This window comes from Pseudovibrio sp. POLY-S9 (assembly GCF_001431305.1).
Lineage (GTDB): Bacteria > Pseudomonadota > Alphaproteobacteria > Rhizobiales > Stappiaceae > Pseudovibrio.
In genome coordinates this window covers 47,911-62,272 of the sequence record NZ_LCWX01000163.1, presented here as the reverse complement: position 1 = coordinate 62,272, position 14,362 = coordinate 47,911, and the positions used below count along the sequence as shown (strand labels likewise).

16 protein-coding genes are annotated in these 14,362 nt (G+C 52.4%); 6 read left to right on the top strand and 10 right to left on the bottom strand.

Annotation, left to right across the window (positions count from 1 at the left end; translation table 11 throughout):
- The 4 genes from PPL9_RS14625 to PPL9_RS14610 form a co-directional block, all read left to right on the top strand.
- Window positions 1-1,455, top strand: a 1,455-nt coding sequence (locus tag PPL9_RS14625) for an AAA family ATPase (RefSeq protein ID WP_152986710.1), incomplete at its 5' end; no start/stop codon positions are given.
- Between the two features lie 155 nt (window positions 1,456-1,610).
- A complete protein-coding gene (locus PPL9_RS14620; RefSeq protein WP_057463377.1) occupies window positions 1,611-2,375 on the top strand; it encodes an AzlC family ABC transporter permease in 765 nt (254 codons plus the stop codon).
- The gene (locus PPL9_RS14615; RefSeq protein WP_057463376.1) at window positions 2,372-2,719 is read left to right on the top strand and encodes an AzlD domain-containing protein; all 348 of its coding nucleotides are present in this window, start codon (window positions 2,372-2,374) and stop codon (window positions 2,717-2,719) included. Before PPL9_RS14620 ends, PPL9_RS14615 begins: the two co-directional genes overlap by 4 nt.
- Before the next feature lie 81 nt (window positions 2,720-2,800).
- A complete protein-coding gene (locus tag PPL9_RS14610; protein ID WP_057463447.1) occupies window positions 2,801-3,595 on the top strand; it encodes a GNAT family N-acetyltransferase in 795 nt (264 codons plus the stop codon).
- Window positions 3,596-3,769: 174 nt separating this feature from the next.
- Here the strand turns inward: PPL9_RS14610 and PPL9_RS14605 are convergent, their stop codons facing one another.
- The 4 genes from PPL9_RS14605 to PPL9_RS14590 all read right to left on the bottom strand — a co-directional run bounded on the left by PPL9_RS14605 (window position 3,770) and on the right by PPL9_RS14590 (window position 6,907).
- On the bottom strand, window positions 3,770-4,207 hold the full coding sequence (locus tag PPL9_RS14605) for an HIT family protein (protein ID WP_057463375.1): 438 nt from the start codon (window positions 4,205-4,207) through the stop codon (window positions 3,770-3,772).
- 191 nt (window positions 4,208-4,398) lie between these two features.
- Entirely contained in the window at window positions 4,399-5,637 is a 1,239-nt protein-coding gene (locus PPL9_RS14600) for a GNAT family N-acetyltransferase (protein ID WP_057463446.1), read from the bottom strand.
- A gap of 35 nt (window positions 5,638-5,672) precedes the next feature.
- Window positions 5,673-6,440 carry a glycerophosphodiester phosphodiesterase family protein gene (locus PPL9_RS14595; RefSeq protein WP_057463374.1) on the bottom strand — a complete coding sequence of 256 codons (768 nt, stop codon included), beginning with the start codon at window positions 6,438-6,440 and terminating at the stop codon, window positions 5,673-5,675.
- A 59-nt stretch (window positions 6,441-6,499) separates the two neighbouring features.
- Window positions 6,500-6,907, bottom strand: coding sequence for a RidA family protein (locus PPL9_RS14590; RefSeq protein ID WP_057463373.1), 408 nt, complete (start codon window positions 6,905-6,907; stop codon window positions 6,500-6,502).
- Window positions 6,908-7,213: 306 nt separating this feature from the next.
- Here PPL9_RS14590 and PPL9_RS14585 point away from each other — a divergent pair, with 306 nt between their 5' ends.
- Window positions 7,214-8,143, top strand: coding sequence for a DUF1849 family protein (locus tag PPL9_RS14585; protein ID WP_161831311.1), 930 nt, complete (start codon window positions 7,214-7,216; stop codon window positions 8,141-8,143).
- Between the two features lies 1 nt (window position 8,144).
- Here PPL9_RS14585 and PPL9_RS14580 read toward each other — a convergent pair whose 3' ends face one another.
- The 4 genes from PPL9_RS14580 to PPL9_RS14565 are packed head-to-tail and all read right to left on the bottom strand — an operon-like array spanning window position 8,145 to window position 10,937.
- Window positions 8,145-9,443 (bottom strand): DNA polymerase IV, encoded by a 1,299-nt coding sequence (locus tag PPL9_RS14580; protein ID WP_057463372.1) that lies wholly within the window; start codon window positions 9,441-9,443, stop codon window positions 8,145-8,147.
- A 55-nt stretch (window positions 9,444-9,498) separates the two neighbouring features.
- Entirely contained in the window at window positions 9,499-9,918 is a 420-nt protein-coding gene (locus PPL9_RS14575; RefSeq protein ID WP_057463371.1) for a hypothetical protein, read from the bottom strand.
- Between the two features lie 46 nt (window positions 9,919-9,964).
- Window positions 9,965-10,645, bottom strand: coding sequence for a hypothetical protein (locus tag PPL9_RS14570; RefSeq protein WP_057463370.1), 681 nt, complete (start codon window positions 10,643-10,645; stop codon window positions 9,965-9,967).
- Window positions 10,632-10,937: a DUF3572 domain-containing protein gene (locus PPL9_RS14565; protein ID WP_057463369.1), complete on the bottom strand. Its 306-nt coding sequence runs from the start codon at window positions 10,935-10,937 to the stop codon at window positions 10,632-10,634. The genes PPL9_RS14570 and PPL9_RS14565 overlap by 14 nt, the downstream gene beginning before the upstream one ends.
- A gap of 153 nt (window positions 10,938-11,090) precedes the next feature.
- Between PPL9_RS14565 and PPL9_RS14560 the strand changes: the two genes are divergently transcribed.
- The gene (locus PPL9_RS14560) at window positions 11,091-11,462 is read left to right on the top strand and encodes a response regulator (protein WP_057463368.1); all 372 of its coding nucleotides are present in this window, start codon (window positions 11,091-11,093) and stop codon (window positions 11,460-11,462) included.
- A 994-nt stretch (window positions 11,463-12,456) separates the two neighbouring features.
- On the opposite strand, the gene rpmG is transcribed toward PPL9_RS14560, so the two are convergent.
- Together rpmG and PPL9_RS14550 are read right to left on the bottom strand one after the other, a co-directional pair.
- Entirely contained in the window at window positions 12,457-12,624 is a 168-nt protein-coding gene (gene rpmG, locus PPL9_RS14555) for a 50S ribosomal protein L33 (protein WP_008552972.1), read from the bottom strand.
- 163 nt (window positions 12,625-12,787) lie between these two features.
- On the bottom strand, window positions 12,788-13,969 hold the full coding sequence (locus tag PPL9_RS14550) for an MFS transporter (RefSeq protein ID WP_057463367.1): 1,182 nt from the start codon (window positions 13,967-13,969) through the stop codon (window positions 12,788-12,790).
- Between the last annotated feature and the right edge of the window lie 393 nt (window positions 13,970-14,362).

Genomic DNA, 14,362 nt, shown 5'->3' with positions numbered 1-14,362 from the left:
CTGGCATCCGGTACGATCCGTTGTATCGGTTCCACCACATATAAAGAGTATCGCCAGTTCTTTGAAAAGGACCGTGCGCTGGTGCGTCGCTTCCAGAAAGTGGATGTGAACGAGCCAACCATTCCAGATGCGATTGAAATCCTGAAAGGGCTGAAGCCTTACTTTGAGGACTTCCATAACATCAAGTACACCAATGATGCGATCAAGGCGGCTGTTGAGTTGTCCTCTCGCTACCTTGCTGACCGGAAGCTTCCGGATAAAGCGATTGATGTGATTGATGAGTCTGGTGCGTCGCAAATGTTGCTGCCAGAGGGCAAACGTCGCAAGACAATCGGCCTGAAGGAAATTGAAGCAACGATTGCGACTATGGCGCGGATTCCTCCGAAGTCTGTTTCCAAGGACGATGCAGCGGTTCTGTCCAACCTTAAGGATAGTCTGAAGCGCGTTGTTTATGGGCAGGATCCGGCGATTGAAGCGTTGTCTGCGTCCATCAAACTGGCCCGTGCCGGTCTGCGTGAACCGGATAAGCCAATTGGCTCTTATCTGTTCTCTGGCCCGACTGGAGTTGGTAAGACGGAAGTTGCGCGCCAGCTGGCATCGACACTGGGTGTTGAGCTGACCCGATTTGATATGTCCGAGTACATGGAACGCCATACGGTTTCTCGCCTGATTGGTGCCCCTCCAGGCTACGTGGGCTTCGATCAAGGTGGCTTGCTGACGGACGCTGTTGATCAGCATCCGCATTGTGTGCTGCTTTTGGATGAAATCGAGAAGGCTCATCCTGATCTGTTCAACATTTTGTTGCAGGTTATGGATCACGGTAAGTTGACGGACCACAATGGTAAGTCTGTCGATTTCCGTAATGTGATCCTGATCATGACCACCAACGCTGGTGCGGCTGATCTGGCGAAAGCTCCTATGGGCTTCAATCGCATTGACCGTGATGGTGATGATATGGATGCGATCAACAAGATGTTCACTCCGGAGTTCCGGAACCGTCTTGATGCGATCATTCCGTTCGCAAATCTGGATAGTGACGTTATTCATCGTGTGGTTGAGAAGTTCGTTATGCAGCTGGAAGCTCAGCTTGCGGAGCGTAACGTGACCTTTGAACTGACACCTGAAGCTGTGGCCTGGCTTTCTGAGAAAGGCTACGACCGTCTGATGGGGGCCCGTCCGCTGGGCCGTGTCATTCAGGAGCACATCAAGAAGCCATTGGCTGATGAGGTTCTGTTCGGCAAGCTTCAGAAGGGTGGTACTGTTAAGGTTTCCGTTTCTGAGGATCTTGAAGGTCTGCTTCTTGAAAGCGTTGAGGAACGTCCGACACCTAAGGCGAAGGCTGCCAAGAAAAAGCCGGTTGCCAAAGGCAAGGGCAAGTCCGTTGTTCCGAAAACGGGCCGGGGCGCTGATGCCACCAAGCGTGGTGATGTTCCCGGTATTCCGATTGCGGATTAAAGCATTGATAGTTGAGAAAAAGCCGGAGCATCTGTTCCGGCTTTTTTGTATGGTGGAGCTACGTAGTCTTGTGTAGGCTTCTTTATGCAGCTTCAATAGATTGCGTTTCTTCTTCCCCAAAGGCTCTTCTTTCTCGCGAGCCTCCGAGTTCTTAAATGACCAGTTCAGACATGGATATTGACGAAGGAGAGGGTCCTTCGGAATTTGAGGGAGGTGCTTATTGGTTCCGCCAAGGAGCTAAAGGCGCGTTTTGCCTCCCGACACTTATTTTGATGATGGCCTTTGTGGGGTTTACCTCGCTGGCCCGCGAAGTTGGGCTCACGCTCACTGAAGTGCTCTTGATGAGCCTATTTATGTGGGCGTTGCCGAGCATTGTTGTTTTGACGGGTGCAATGAGTGCTGGAGCGGGGTTGATCCCCGCTGCGATTGCAGTGGCTCTTTCCGCTGTGCGTTTGATGCCGATGACGGTGGCGCTGATGCCCGTTCTGCGGGATGAGAAGCGCACCAAGACGTGGCATATGCTGATTGTGTCACATTTCGTGGCCGTGACGGCGTGGGTGTTTGCCATGCGCAATCTGCCAAGCATGCCAAGGGCGGCGCGCCTTCCGTTCTTTGCCGGGTTCGGGTCCACAGTGCATTTTGTGGTGCTGTGTTCGACGGCGTTGTCTTATATAGTGCTTCCAGCGGTAGAAGGGCCGATTGCTGCTGGTCTGGTTTTGCTGACACCGATCTATTTCATGTTTTCCATGTATCAGGCTTCTCGCACGAGTGGTGACAGGGCCGCGCTCATTCTTGGGCTCATTCTCGGGCCTGTCTTCTATCACTTCTTTCCGGGAGCTGATTTGCTGCTGACCGGGTTTGTGGGCGGCACAGTTGCCTTTGCGGGCTGGTTGTTTGCAACGCGGAGGGCTGAGCTGTGAGTGAAGTTTATGGCAGTTGGTGGTGGCCTTATGTGATGATCCTCGTTGCTGGCTTTCTGGCAACAGAGTGCTGGCGCTGGATAGGTGTGTTCGCCTCCGGCAAACTGCGCGAGGATAGCTTGCTGTTTGCGTGGGTGCGGGCCGTTGCGACGGCGTTGATTGCTGGCATCATTGCGCGGTTGGTTTTGTTTCCGGAAGGTGTGCTGGGCGATGTGCCGGTGTGGCTGCGTCTTGCTGCGGTGGGTGGCGGTGTTGTTGGATACAAGCTCCTCAACGACCGGCTGATGGCTGGGATTATCACAGCTGAGTTTGTGCTTATTGGTGGTTGGGCCTTTTTGATTTAGCGGATCTTGCTAAGCTTGATCGCACGCATTGCTGATCGTTGTTTCCCGCTCTAACGTAAGTTAGCGACTCGGGAGCTGATGATGACTTATATCGCCTTGAATGAGCAGACACTCTGTGATGAGCATATCTGCTGTGCAATCTCGGACAAAAAATGTGCGCAGGGCTACCAGTTGAAGAAGGACTGGCTGAGCCAGCAATTCTCCTCGGACTATCAGTTCATACGGTTGGATGAGCGTGCAAAGGTGTTCATTGAGTTTGGTCCGGTGGAAGCTGGCTGGGCGCCTGTGGTTGCTCCCGGACATCTGCTCATCAACTGCTTCTGGGTTTCTGGCAAGTACAAAGGGCAGGGCCATGGCAAGGCGTTGTTGGCCAGGGCCGTGGAGGCGGCGCGTCAGGCTGGTGCAATGGGGCTGGTGACGATTGCTGGCGCCAAGAAGATGCCTTTTCTCTCAGATGGCAAATGGTTAAAGCGGCAAGGCTTTGAAGTCTGCGACACCTCTCCCGATGGTATCGAGCTGTTGCGGCTTGGTGTTGATGGACAGACTGGTTCTGCATCGTTTTCTGAAGCCGCTCAAAAAGGTGCTGGACCTAATGAGGAGGGGCTGGTTGCATACTATTCCAATCGCTGTCCGTTCACGGATCATCATGTGATGCAGAACCTGAAAGAGACTGCCCAGAAGCGTGGGTTACCGCTCAAGATCGTTCATCTGGATACACTGGAAAAGGCGCAGAGGGCGCCGACACCTGCCACGATTTTCTCGCTGTATTGGAGCGGGAAGTTTGTGACGACGGACGTGAGCGTTTGCATGGATTCCCGCTTCGATAAGATCATGCAAAAAGCACTGAATGAGAAAGTGTCTATCGAACCTGTCTGATCATTTCAGATGAATCGAAATTCTGGGTGCCTTGAAAATCTGATTCAAGCGTGCAGGCTAGTGCGTTGTAATTAGATTCAAAATTGCAGGTCAGGAAGGTCGGTCGTTTCAAGTGAATCGACTTTTCCTCGCGCAGTCTGGTGTGAGTGCGCGAGGTTGTTTCATTTGAAATGATCAGGAGTGAGCTGCAACAGCTGCGCGGATTTTCTCTGCGTTTGCTTTGAGCTTGTCGCCGTCTTCCATCTCGCCTGTGTGCGGGCGCAGGGAAACACCTTCAGTGCGCGGAATGACGTGAAAATGGGTATGGAACACCATCTGTCCACCAGCGCCTTCGTTGAACTGGTGGATGGTGATACCGTCCGCTGCAAATGCCTGCTTGAGGATACGAGCCATCTTCTGGGCCGTCTTTGCGACAGCGGCAAGGTCAGCTTCTTCAATGTCGAGGATGTTTCGGGAGCCGTTTTTAGGCAGAACCAGCACATGGCCATCTGCGCGTGGCATGATGTCCATGATTACAATCGTATTTTCGTCCTCAAAGACCTTCTCGGAAGGCAGTTCGCCGCGTAAAATTTTGGCGAAGATGTTTTGTTCATCATATGCGGAGCTGGTCATTGTGGGGTCCTCAATGGTCTCAATAATGTTTGGCCCCATTCATATCGCGATTCACTGCGGAAATCCCAATAAGAAATATATGTTGTGATCTGGTAGGTGTTGAGAACCTGAGTGGACTTAAGAAGCTGATTCAAGTTTGGCGAGATTTGTCAGTCTCTTCAGAATCTTGTAGGGGTGTCTTAATGTAGGTTCTAGGCATCCTGTTGGCGAAACGGTCCATGTTCCGACAGGATTTTCTGTTCATGCAGAACGGCTTGGCGCTCCTGATCCAGATAGTGTGCGACTGCATTCCTTAACGAAGGGTGTGCAATCCAGTGAGCGGAGTAGGTGAGGTTGGGCATGTAGCCACGGGCGAGTTTGTGGCTTCCCTGCGCGCCAGCCTCAACACGTTGCAGACCACGCGACAATGCAAACTCAATGGCTTGGTAATAGCAGATCTCGAAATGCAGGCAGGGGTGGTTCTCGATACAGCCCCAGTTGCGACCATACAGGGTGTTGCCGCCGATCATGTTGAGGGCTCCGGCGATGTAGCGGCCATTGCGCTTTGCCATGATGAGCAAGGTGTGGTCAGCCAGTCTTTCGCTGAGGAGCGAGAAGAATTCCCGGTTGAGGTAAGGCGAACCCCATTTGCGATTGCCAGTGTCTACATAAAACTCATAGAACGCGTCCCAGTGGCTTTCTTGTAAATCCGGGCCAGTGATCCATTCCACCTCAATATTGTGGTCCAGCGCGGTCTTACGCTCCTTACGGATGCTTTTGCGTTTGCGGGAGGATAGGACCTCCAGAAACTCGGTGAAGTCGCTGTAGCCGTTGTTCTCCCAATGGAACTGCTGGTCTGTTCGTAGCAGGAAGCCTTCGTCGCCCAGTTCCTTCCATTCCTGCTCAGTGAGGAAGGTGAGATGAGCTGATGAGCCTTCGATGCGTGTTGCCAGCTCTTTCAGGCCTGTGGTGAGGATCTTGATCGTTTCTGGTCGGTTGGCCTGCGGTGAGATCAGCAGGCGGCGTCCCGGTACTGGTGTGAAGGGAATGGAGCATTGCAGTTTGGGGTAATAGTTTCCGCCTGTGCGCTGAAATGCTTCAGCCCATGGATAGTCGAAAACGTATTCGCCCTGACTGTGGCTTTTTGCATAGGTTGGGATGGCAGCGATTGGTTTGCCATCTGCCTCCCACCAGATGTGTTGCGGGATCCAGCCTGCGTCCCACCCGACGCATCCGCTTTCTTCCAGTGCTTGTAAAAAAGCATGTGAAAGCATTGGGTTAAACTCGCAAACTTGAGAAGTTGATTCAGTTTGCGAGTTTGGTGCGGATTGGGTCGTTTCAGGTGAATCGATCCAATCCTGTTGATCGTAAAGGATCGGCGGCGTGCCGGGATTTGCCAGTGCGTCCCAGTCGGTGCTGGGTATCTCATCTAATGATGAGAGAACTTTCAGAACGGGTGATGGTGGTACTGGCAAATCAATTGGTCCTAAAGTGGATCTTCGTCTGGGTTGAAGCCCTCGAAGACAATCTGGTCAGCGTGTTTGGCCGCGTTGAGACGATCTTCTTTGGTTCTGACAGTCCATGTCATGGTTGGCAGGCCGTAGAACTCACGCAGGAAACTCGGACCATCTGCTGGCAGATCTTTCACGAAGAATGAGACGAAGTGTGGGTCTGTTCCTGCCATGTGCACCATCCAGGAGATTTTCTCGATCTCATGTTCTGTCAGGTGGAGGTGATCGTTCTCGCTCAGCGTGGTCATGGAGATGCAGCCACGTGGGATTCGCGGTGCGACGTCCTTCATGGTCCGAAGCATTTTCGGGTCAAAGGATTTTATTGCTGCCGGACCTTTATAATCGCTGAGGATTTTAGCGATGGTTTTAATGAACTCATCCTGACCTTCTGCAAGGTTCAGGGTTTTGATTTCAATGACCAGCGGCACCTTGCCATCGACCAGGTCGAGCAGTTCTTGCAGGGTCCACATTGGATCAGTGGAGCCGCGCATGGAGAGCTTGCGCAGGTCAGCCAAATCGAAGTCGATGACCTTACCTTCGCCGTGTGTCAGGCGCTCAAGGTTCGGGTCGTGAAATACAATGACCTGACCGTCTTTGGTTTCCTGAAGGTCGACTTCAATGGCGAAGTTGTTTTCAACGGCAGCTTTGATAGCAGACGGGGTGTTTTCAAGAATGCCTGCTTCTTTGTTATGGAAGCCGCGGTGAGCGATCGGACGGGCGGTGAGCCAGGAGAGATCTTGCATGGATTATTCGAACTTGCTTCTTCAATAAATGGGAGGTGTTTTGCGTGATCAGAACACAATTAATCAGCAACTTCGAAAATTGCTTCGATCTCAACTGCTGCGTTGAACGGGAGTGAGCCAGCGCTGACAGCAGAGCGTGCGTGACGGCCAGCATCACCCATTGCGGCAACCATGAAGTCAGATGCTCCGTTGATGACTTTTGGCTGGTCGCCGAAGTCGCCATTGGAGTTGACGAAGCCAACGATCTTGACGAGGCGTACGATTTTGGAGAGGTCACCGGTGGCAGCTTTTGCCTGTGCCAGCAGATTGATTGCGCAAAGACGTGCTGCTTCCACACCATCTTCGATGCTCAGGTCAGCGCCAATCTTGCCGGTTTTTACGAAAGGCACGTAATTGGCAGCAGGAGCAGCAGCTTCCGGCAGTGTGACACCAAGCTTTGCGAGGTTTTGCTGGATTGTATCAGACATTCGTTTTCCCTCCGGTCGGAATGTTGTTTTGCAATAAGTGATGCAAATCCACGAAAACTCAAGAGTTTATCTCTTCACGAAGCCGTGGTCTGCAAGGTGAGGCGCAGACTCACATTAGAATCACTATGGTTGCAAGAGTGCAGGGGGCGTTGTCTACGTGGGAAACGTGTATCTAATTTGAAAGATTTACCCTAGCACCGATTTCCTTGGTGGAATGTTTGCGTTGGCGGTGGCGTTTATGCACTCTTTGAGGCTGGAAGAGAGGCATGCCCACGTGTCTTTTGTTCCGACATGATCGGAGGTTTTATGCTGAAACTACGCTTGAGACATGGTCTTCGCGGGATTGCAGGTTCTTCCCTCTCTATGAGTTTTTTGCTGTTTCCCTCGTTAGGCAGTGCTGCCGATCTTCAGCCTCACAAAGCCGTTTATGACATGCGATTGTCGAGCGCCCAAAATGGTGCGGACATTTCTGATGTGAACGGGCGCATGGTCTATGAGCTTTCCGGTTCTACCTGTGATGGATTTACTGTGGACCTGCGGTTTGTGGTGATGAGTGTTGATGACGAGGGGCAGGAGACAATCACTGATCTGCGCAGCACCTACTTTGAAGCTCCGGACAATTCTCAGCTTTCGTTTGCCTACAAAACCTTCATTGATGATTTTTTGGCCGAGCAAGCACAAGGTACAGCGGAGCATCAAAGCTCCAAAGTGGACGTGGATTTGAGCGGACCAAATGAGAAGACGCTGAGCTTTGATGGTTCCATCATGTTTCCGCTGCAGCATCTGCACAGCGTGATTGATGGTGCCGCTGGCGGGCAGCACTTTATGGTTTCCAAGCTGTATGATGGCAGTGTTACTGGTGAGCAGTTGTTTGAGGCCACCACTGTTGTTGGCCGCAAGCTGGCTGATCCTTTGGCGCAGCGTTCCGATCAGCTTTCCCTGCCGAATGCTCTGGGACATGCAGATGCCTGGCCGGTTTCTATCGCTTATTTCAACTTAAGTGATGGTGCACGTGGTGAGCGGACGCCGGACTACCAGTTACGGACAGTGCTTCATGAAAACGGTGTCACAAGAAGCATGAATCTGAATTACGGTGTATTTGAGCTGGAAGGTGCTTTGGTTGAGTTGGATCTGAAGCCTATTGTGCATGTCAGTACATGTGGAAGCTCCGTGGCGCTGGAAGAAGAAGTGAGCGCACCGTTTGCAGGGGCGATCAAGAAAGAGCAGCTGCGGTAGCTTAGCGTTTGCTCGGTGCTTTTATGGAGCGGCCAAGTGAGACGACTGAGCTGTCTTTGAATTTTCCACGCAAAGCATCCATTGCCCGTTCTGCTTTGGCACGTTTTTCGGCCTGTTCGTCCAGTAAGTCTTCCGGGTCGGCCTGATCTGCCGGGCCTAGATCCCCAATCCCTACGCCGATGAGGCGGAACCGCATTTTACCGTCGGCCACGTTGTGCAGCAGATCATCTGCTGTGCGGAAAATCTTGTCGGCCAGTTGGGTGGGGTCGTGCAGCATGCGCGAACGGGTGATGGTTTTGAAGTCGGCGGTCTTGAGTTTCAGCGTGACAGATCTGCCAGACTTTTCTGCCTTCTTGGTGCGGTAGGAGACCTTTTCAGTCAGCGCCCAAAGGCTTTTTGAAAGCTGAATGACGTCAGAGACGTCCGTGTTGAATGTGGTTTCGCCGCTGATGCTTTTTGCGCCTCTGTTTGAGGAGACGTGCCGATCATCTTCCCCCTGACACAGTTTTGCTAGGCGCAAGCCCATGGCGCCGTATTTGCGCGCAAGGTCTGTCGGGTCTTTGAGCTGCAACTGGCCGATGGTTTTGATGCCGTCCCGTTCCAGCTTGCCCTGAAACACCTTGCCAACGCCCCAGATGACGCTGGTTGGCTGTTTGGCGAGGAATTCTTTCTTCTCTGCATCGCCAATGACTGAAAAACCGCGGGGTTTGTCCAGGTCTGAGGCGATTTTGGCGAGAAATTTGTTGGGCGCGAGGCCGACGGAGACTGAGAGCCTGAGTTCTGTCTGGATCTTGTTCACGAACTGGACGAGTAGTTCTGCTGGTGTCGCGCCATGAAGTTTCTGCGTGCCGGAGAGGTCGAGGAAGGCTTCGTCAATGGATAGGGGTTCGACGAGCGGGGTGAGTTTTTCCATCTCTTCGCGAATTTGGCGGCCAACCTGAGAGTACAGTTCCATGCGCGGTTTGATCACGACTGCGTCCGGGCAGGCATCGAGTGCCTTGAACATGGGCATAGCCGAGCGCACTCCGTAAATGCGGGCGATGTAACACGCTGCGGAGACAACGCCGCGCTGGCCACCGCCGACAATGACAGGACGATCTGCCAGCTCTGGGTTCTCACGCTTTTCGACGGAGGCATAAAATGCATCGCAGTCGATGTGAGCGATTTCGAGTGTATCCAGTTCTGCGTGGGCAAGGATGCGCGGGCTGCCGCATTTGGGGCATCGCGTCAGGTCTGCCCGAAACCTGTGTGTACAGTCCCTGCAGAGTGCTTTGAGGGGAGTGGTGGCCTCAGGTGCCATGGAAGCCAGACCTTAGATTGCTTTTGGAGTTCAGGTGCAGGGTCTGTAGCATGACCTAGTCCTCAATCTCCCAGGAAATTCGTGCGCCGCCCACATAAAACACGGAATTGCGCATCTGGTCTTTGTCCCATTCCTCAATCGTCCAGTCTTTTGAGTTGACGGGATCAAAGTTCAGGAAAAACTTGTCTTGCAAAAACATGCCGACAATAGGGTGTTTGATCGTGGTGTAGGCGCCACCGCCCGGTTCGTGGAGTTTGAACTCAAGACTCTCTTCGACCCTGATCTTCAGCTTGCTGATGGCCCCCTGTGGTGATGTTGCCGGGCGCTGGCAGTCATGCGCGGCAAACTCCAGAAGCATGGAGCCGGGGCCGCCGGATACACCGGAGGTGAACAGGGCGCTTTGCAATATCGCCCCGTTTAAATGTCCAAAACGCTCCAGAAAATACTGAAGGGTCGTGCTTGAAAGTTGTTCCACGCTTGGATTCTCTGGTTTTGTGAAAGGTTCACTAACAGCTGTGAGCTTACCTTACCGCAGCGACCAGCAGATTTTCAATAAAATCGCCTGTTTCTTTCCAGCAATTGCTCTTCAGAGCAACGTTTGGCAGATCTCCAGCTGTTGCGAAGAAACGTGAATCGGCAATGAAATGTACGAGCTGTACGTGAGGTGTGCTTTTGCCGACGGAGATAATGTTGGTTGGGCTGTCGTCAATAAAAATAACCGGGTGATGGCCCCGTTTAGCGCACAGAGCCGCAACGGCTCCGCCTTTCGGGCCTTCGTTGGTGACGAGCGGATAGTCCATGCCAAGACGTGCGAGCAGGTTTTCACGGGCGGATTTGTTGTGGCTCCCGGGCAAGTTGGTCAGAATGACGATGTCGCAGAGCTTTGACAGGCGCTCAAGCTGTTCAGCTGCATGTGGAACAGCTTCCTGCTTGCCGACTTCGCTTTCGAAGAAATCATGAATGACTGCCATGCAGGCATCGTCTGTCAGGTTCTCGCCAGTCTGCGTGTAGACCATGTTTGCCTTGAGGCGGTAGGCGGTTTCCTTGAAGGCGACGCCATGATCTTTCATGAAACGCTCAAGGTGCGGGATGAATTGCAACAGAACTTCGTCCACGTCGCAGATGAGGAGCGGATGGGCGCGTTTTTCGATCTCTTTGATTTGCTGCAATGCGTTGGCGTTTGCGGTCTCAATGTTGGGCAAGGAAATCTACGCCTCCAGCAAGTTTAAGATGAGCTGCGGCAATCATGGTCGGGCGAACACCGACACTTTCTGTGTAGGCGAGTAGTAGTTGCTCGTCCTGCATCAGGAATTCAAGGACGCCTGCCAGGAAGCCCGGCTCGGCTGCCGCGTCGCGAATCTCTTGAGGCCCAATCCCGGCTAAAGACAGGAAGCGACCGAGCTGTTCGGGCTCGCTGCCAAGAAATGTAAGGGCACCAATTGCAATTTCCTGTGCAGTATCTTCGGTCAAACTGCCGGTTTTGCCTAAATTCATTGGTGTTTGCCTTTCTGAAACGAATCCGAGTTAACTATGTAGCAGGAAATTTAGTGTGGGACTTGTCCCAATGCCAGTCGCAACGCGGCTGCATCACACCTTTATTTATGGCTAAACCATTTTTGGGGCGGCATTCTGTGCAGGACTGAACTGATGCAAAAGACCGTGCTGATTGTTGAAGACAACGAACTCAACATGAAGCTGTTTAACGATCTGCTTGAAGCTCATGGATACGCGACCTTGCAGTCTCGCAATGGCATGGAAGCGCTTGAGCTCGCTCGTGCACATAAGCCGGATCTGATCCTGATGGATATCCAGCTGCCTGAAGTTTCAGGGCTTGAAGTGACCAAATGGATCAAAGAGGATGATGACTTAAAGATCATTCCTGTGATTGCGGTGACTGCTTTTGCCATGAAGGGGGACGAGGAGCGCATTCGCCAGGGCGGATGTGAGGCCTACATTTCCAAGCCAATCTCTGTTGGCAACTTCCTGGAGACAGTCTCAGGGTTCCTGAAGGACACCTAATACAACCGTGATTAGTTGTGATTGTGGTTAATTGGTAAATTGTGCTCAGCTAGAAGTTGTGGGTTTACCGATCCTCAGAAAGCAAAGCTTTAGTAACCTGTTTGATCTTACCAGTTTTCATTGAGTGAAAGACTCTCATCAAAAGTCGTAGGTCTTTGAAACTAGATGAAATCACCGAGTGAGTCTTGCGGGGACTATTGGGTTTCTGTGCGTATGCCTCTTGATAATCGGCGGTTTCTTTCCTTTTGTTGTGTATAGGTGAAGAATCCCCTCCATTTTCAGGAGCGCAATTACCTTAAAGCTTTACTAAAGTCGTAAATGTTGCGATGGTGATATACGAAATCATCAGCTTCATGAAATTATTGACTGCAAAATTGCAGTATTGGCCTTTGGTTGATTGAATAAGTCCCGGCAATACTGCTTCATAGTTTCCCTACGGAGCGCTCAGGTCCGCCGCATCTCCTGGGTCCGTGGGGTTGGCCGGCGAGTAAGCGGGTTCTGAGTGGCCTCCTCGTGTCATCCGGTTCTCGCCGGCCACCACTTCCTTCCAATAGTAGAGGATTGACGCTCACAGGCATGGGCCTGTGCATCTGGTGCTGTTTGCGCTGGATTCTGCGCGTCTATGCCAGAGTTGGTGCGTGGAAGGCTTGCAGGAGGCGTGAGGCTGGTGTGATCGGTCATTCAGTCAGGGCGATTTTCTTATGTGTCAAAGTGATCGTGGCGGCCAATTCTCATTGAATTTGAAGCGGAATTGACCGTATTGACCGGACTATACTCAGTCCAATTCCTCTTGTGTGAGGAAATGTTGTCCACCCCTGACAATTGAGTGGTTCGAGCGTGCAGGCGAATTGTCTGAGGAGTGCTCAGTTGGCGATTCTTGTTTGCGCTTGAGTGCTGGAGGGGTTGTCGTGAGAACGCGCTCTTGAGAGCGCATACAAAAAAGGCGCTTGCAGACTGCAAACGCCTTTTTTGAAAATTCAGATGAAGCCAAGACTTACTTGATCTTGGTTTCCTTGAACTCAACGTGCTTCTTTACGACTGGGTCGTACTTACGCTTCACCATTTTTTCAGTCATGGTACGGGAGTTCTTTTTGGTCACGTAGAAGTAGCCGGTGTCCGCAGTGGACTGCAGCTTGATCTTAATGGTGGTCGCCTTGGCCATCGCTAAGGATCCTGTCTGTTTTCGGCCTTTTTAAGAAGTGGCCGGTTGTTTTGTTTGTCCCGGTGGCACCCTCACACCTTCGCTTCGGGTAGGGTGCGCTTCCGGGGAAACTTTGGGAATTCAGCGCGCACATTACTAATCACAGGGCTAAAGTCAAGATGCATTAGGGTGCTGAGCCGAGTCTTGTCCCCCTTATCAGGCATATAATTACATATGCGCCCAAGAATCCTGCAAATACCAGTGGTAGTCCGTCCGCACCCCACGCGGAAAGAGCAAGTCCGGTGCTGGCAGGGCCCACCAACTGGCCAATAGAATACATGAGAACGAAGGCCGCATTGGCGGAAGCCAGATTAGCCCCATCAAAGCGTGCACCAAGGTGTGTGAGACCAACTGTGTAGAGCCCGGCCACGACGCCGCCCCAGACAAAGAGAAGAGCGCAGATGCCATAAAAACTGCCGGAGAGCGGGATCATAAGCAGTGCACCGATCACGCCAAAAGCTCCGCAATAGACCAACAGATGACGGCGGTTCATGCGATCAGAGAGCATTCCCAGCGGGATCTGGAGTACCATGTTGCCGGCAGCCATTGCCGAGACGAGCAGGGTCGCAGTTTGCGCTGTCAGGCCAATCTTGAGGCCGAACAAAGGAAGCAATGATATGGCTGATTGTTCCACAGCTCCGAAGACAAATCCGGCGAATGTGGCAGCTGGAGCTATCCACAAAAATGCATAGAGCTTTGAGGTCGCTTCACTTTCGATTCTTGGTGCAGCGTTGAAGCCGATCAACACAGGTAAGGCTGCAATAATGATGCCTGCGCTTGCCAGCAAGAATGGGAGTGCGCCTGTTGTGCCCGCAAATGCAAGTACCAGAGGCCCTGAGGCAAAGCCAAGGGCCAGCACAGTGGCGTAAACACCCATGAGGAAGCCTCTGTGCTTTGAAGGTGCCAGTGCGTTGATCCAGAACTCGGAGAGGATGAAGGCAGAGGTTGTTGCGCCGTGGAACAACAGACGGAGTGGAAACCATGCCCAGAAGTTTTCAAACACAAAAAAGAAGGGCAGGGAGAAGCCAGCGACCAACAGGCTGATCAGGAGCGCCTGAGGTGTGCCCAGTTTGCGTGCAAGGTAGGGGCCGACTGGAGTAGCAGCAATGGAGGCAACGCCGGAGAATGCGGTGTTGATGCCGATCCATGTGTCGCTGACGCCGCGATACTCAAGCGTGAGTGCAAGCAGAGGCAGGCTTGCAGACAGAGAAAGGCCAACAGCTGTGATCGCCGCGATGGCTGCAATGATGCCGCGAACCTGTTTCGGTGAGAGGGATTTGGCTAAAGTGCCCGATGTCTGAAGCATTTACACAACTGCGTTTCAAGCTCGTTACGAGCAGGTGCTTTCGTCCATGTTGCGCTCATATACATTCACGCGTCATGTTCTAAAGCCGTGTTTCATGCGTGTTCTTGTCCGAAAAACAGATCTGCTTTCGGGGATACGCTCTAAATGCTTCTATCAGGAAAAGTGCAAGGCGCAACACATAGTATCGTGGCGATATATGTTTGTTGCGCCTTGGATAATCAGAATTAAATTTCTTCGCGCGCGAAGCCGTCATTCTTCCAGTAGTAGTATGGCACAGGGCCATCTGGAGAAAGATCCGGGTCTTTGGCAAGGCGATTTTCAAGATCTGTCAGGACAGCCAGAGTGATGCGTGGCAAGTCCAGCTCTTTGCACTGCTCAATTGGCAGCCACTGG

What these genes read in the sequence shown, in the direction of transcription:
- PPL9_RS14620 (WP_057463377.1), top strand. Translation starts at nt 1,611, where the DNA reads ATGACCAGTTCAGACATGGATATTGACGAAGGAGAGGGTCCTTCGGAA.
- PPL9_RS14610 (WP_057463447.1), top strand. Translation starts at nt 2,801, where the DNA reads ATGACTTATATCGCCTTGAATGAGCAGACACTCTGTGATGAGCATATC.
- PPL9_RS14605 (WP_057463375.1), bottom strand. Translation starts at nt 4,207, where the DNA reads ATGACCAGCTCCGCATATGATGAACAAAACATCTTCGCCAAAATTTTA.
- PPL9_RS14595 (WP_057463374.1), bottom strand. Translation starts at nt 6,440, where the DNA reads ATGCAAGATCTCTCCTGGCTCACCGCCCGTCCGATCGCTCACCGCGGC.
- PPL9_RS14590 (WP_057463373.1), bottom strand. Translation starts at nt 6,907, where the DNA reads ATGTCTGATACAATCCAGCAAAACCTCGCAAAGCTTGGTGTCACACTG.
- PPL9_RS14585 (WP_161831311.1), top strand. Translation starts at nt 7,214, where the DNA reads ATGCTGAAACTACGCTTGAGACATGGTCTTCGCGGGATTGCAGGTTCT.
- PPL9_RS14580 (WP_057463372.1), bottom strand. Translation starts at nt 9,443, where the DNA reads ATGGCACCTGAGGCCACCACTCCCCTCAAAGCACTCTGCAGGGACTGT.
- PPL9_RS14565 (WP_057463369.1), bottom strand. Translation starts at nt 10,937, where the DNA reads ATGAATTTAGGCAAAACCGGCAGTTTGACCGAAGATACTGCACAGGAA.
- PPL9_RS14560 (WP_057463368.1), top strand. Translation starts at nt 11,091, where the DNA reads ATGCAAAAGACCGTGCTGATTGTTGAAGACAACGAACTCAACATGAAG.
- rpmG (WP_008552972.1), bottom strand. Translation starts at nt 12,624, where the DNA reads ATGGCCAAGGCGACCACCATTAAGATCAAGCTGCAGTCCACTGCGGAC.
- PPL9_RS14550 (WP_057463367.1), bottom strand. Translation starts at nt 13,969, where the DNA reads ATGCTTCAGACATCGGGCACTTTAGCCAAATCCCTCTCACCGAAACAG.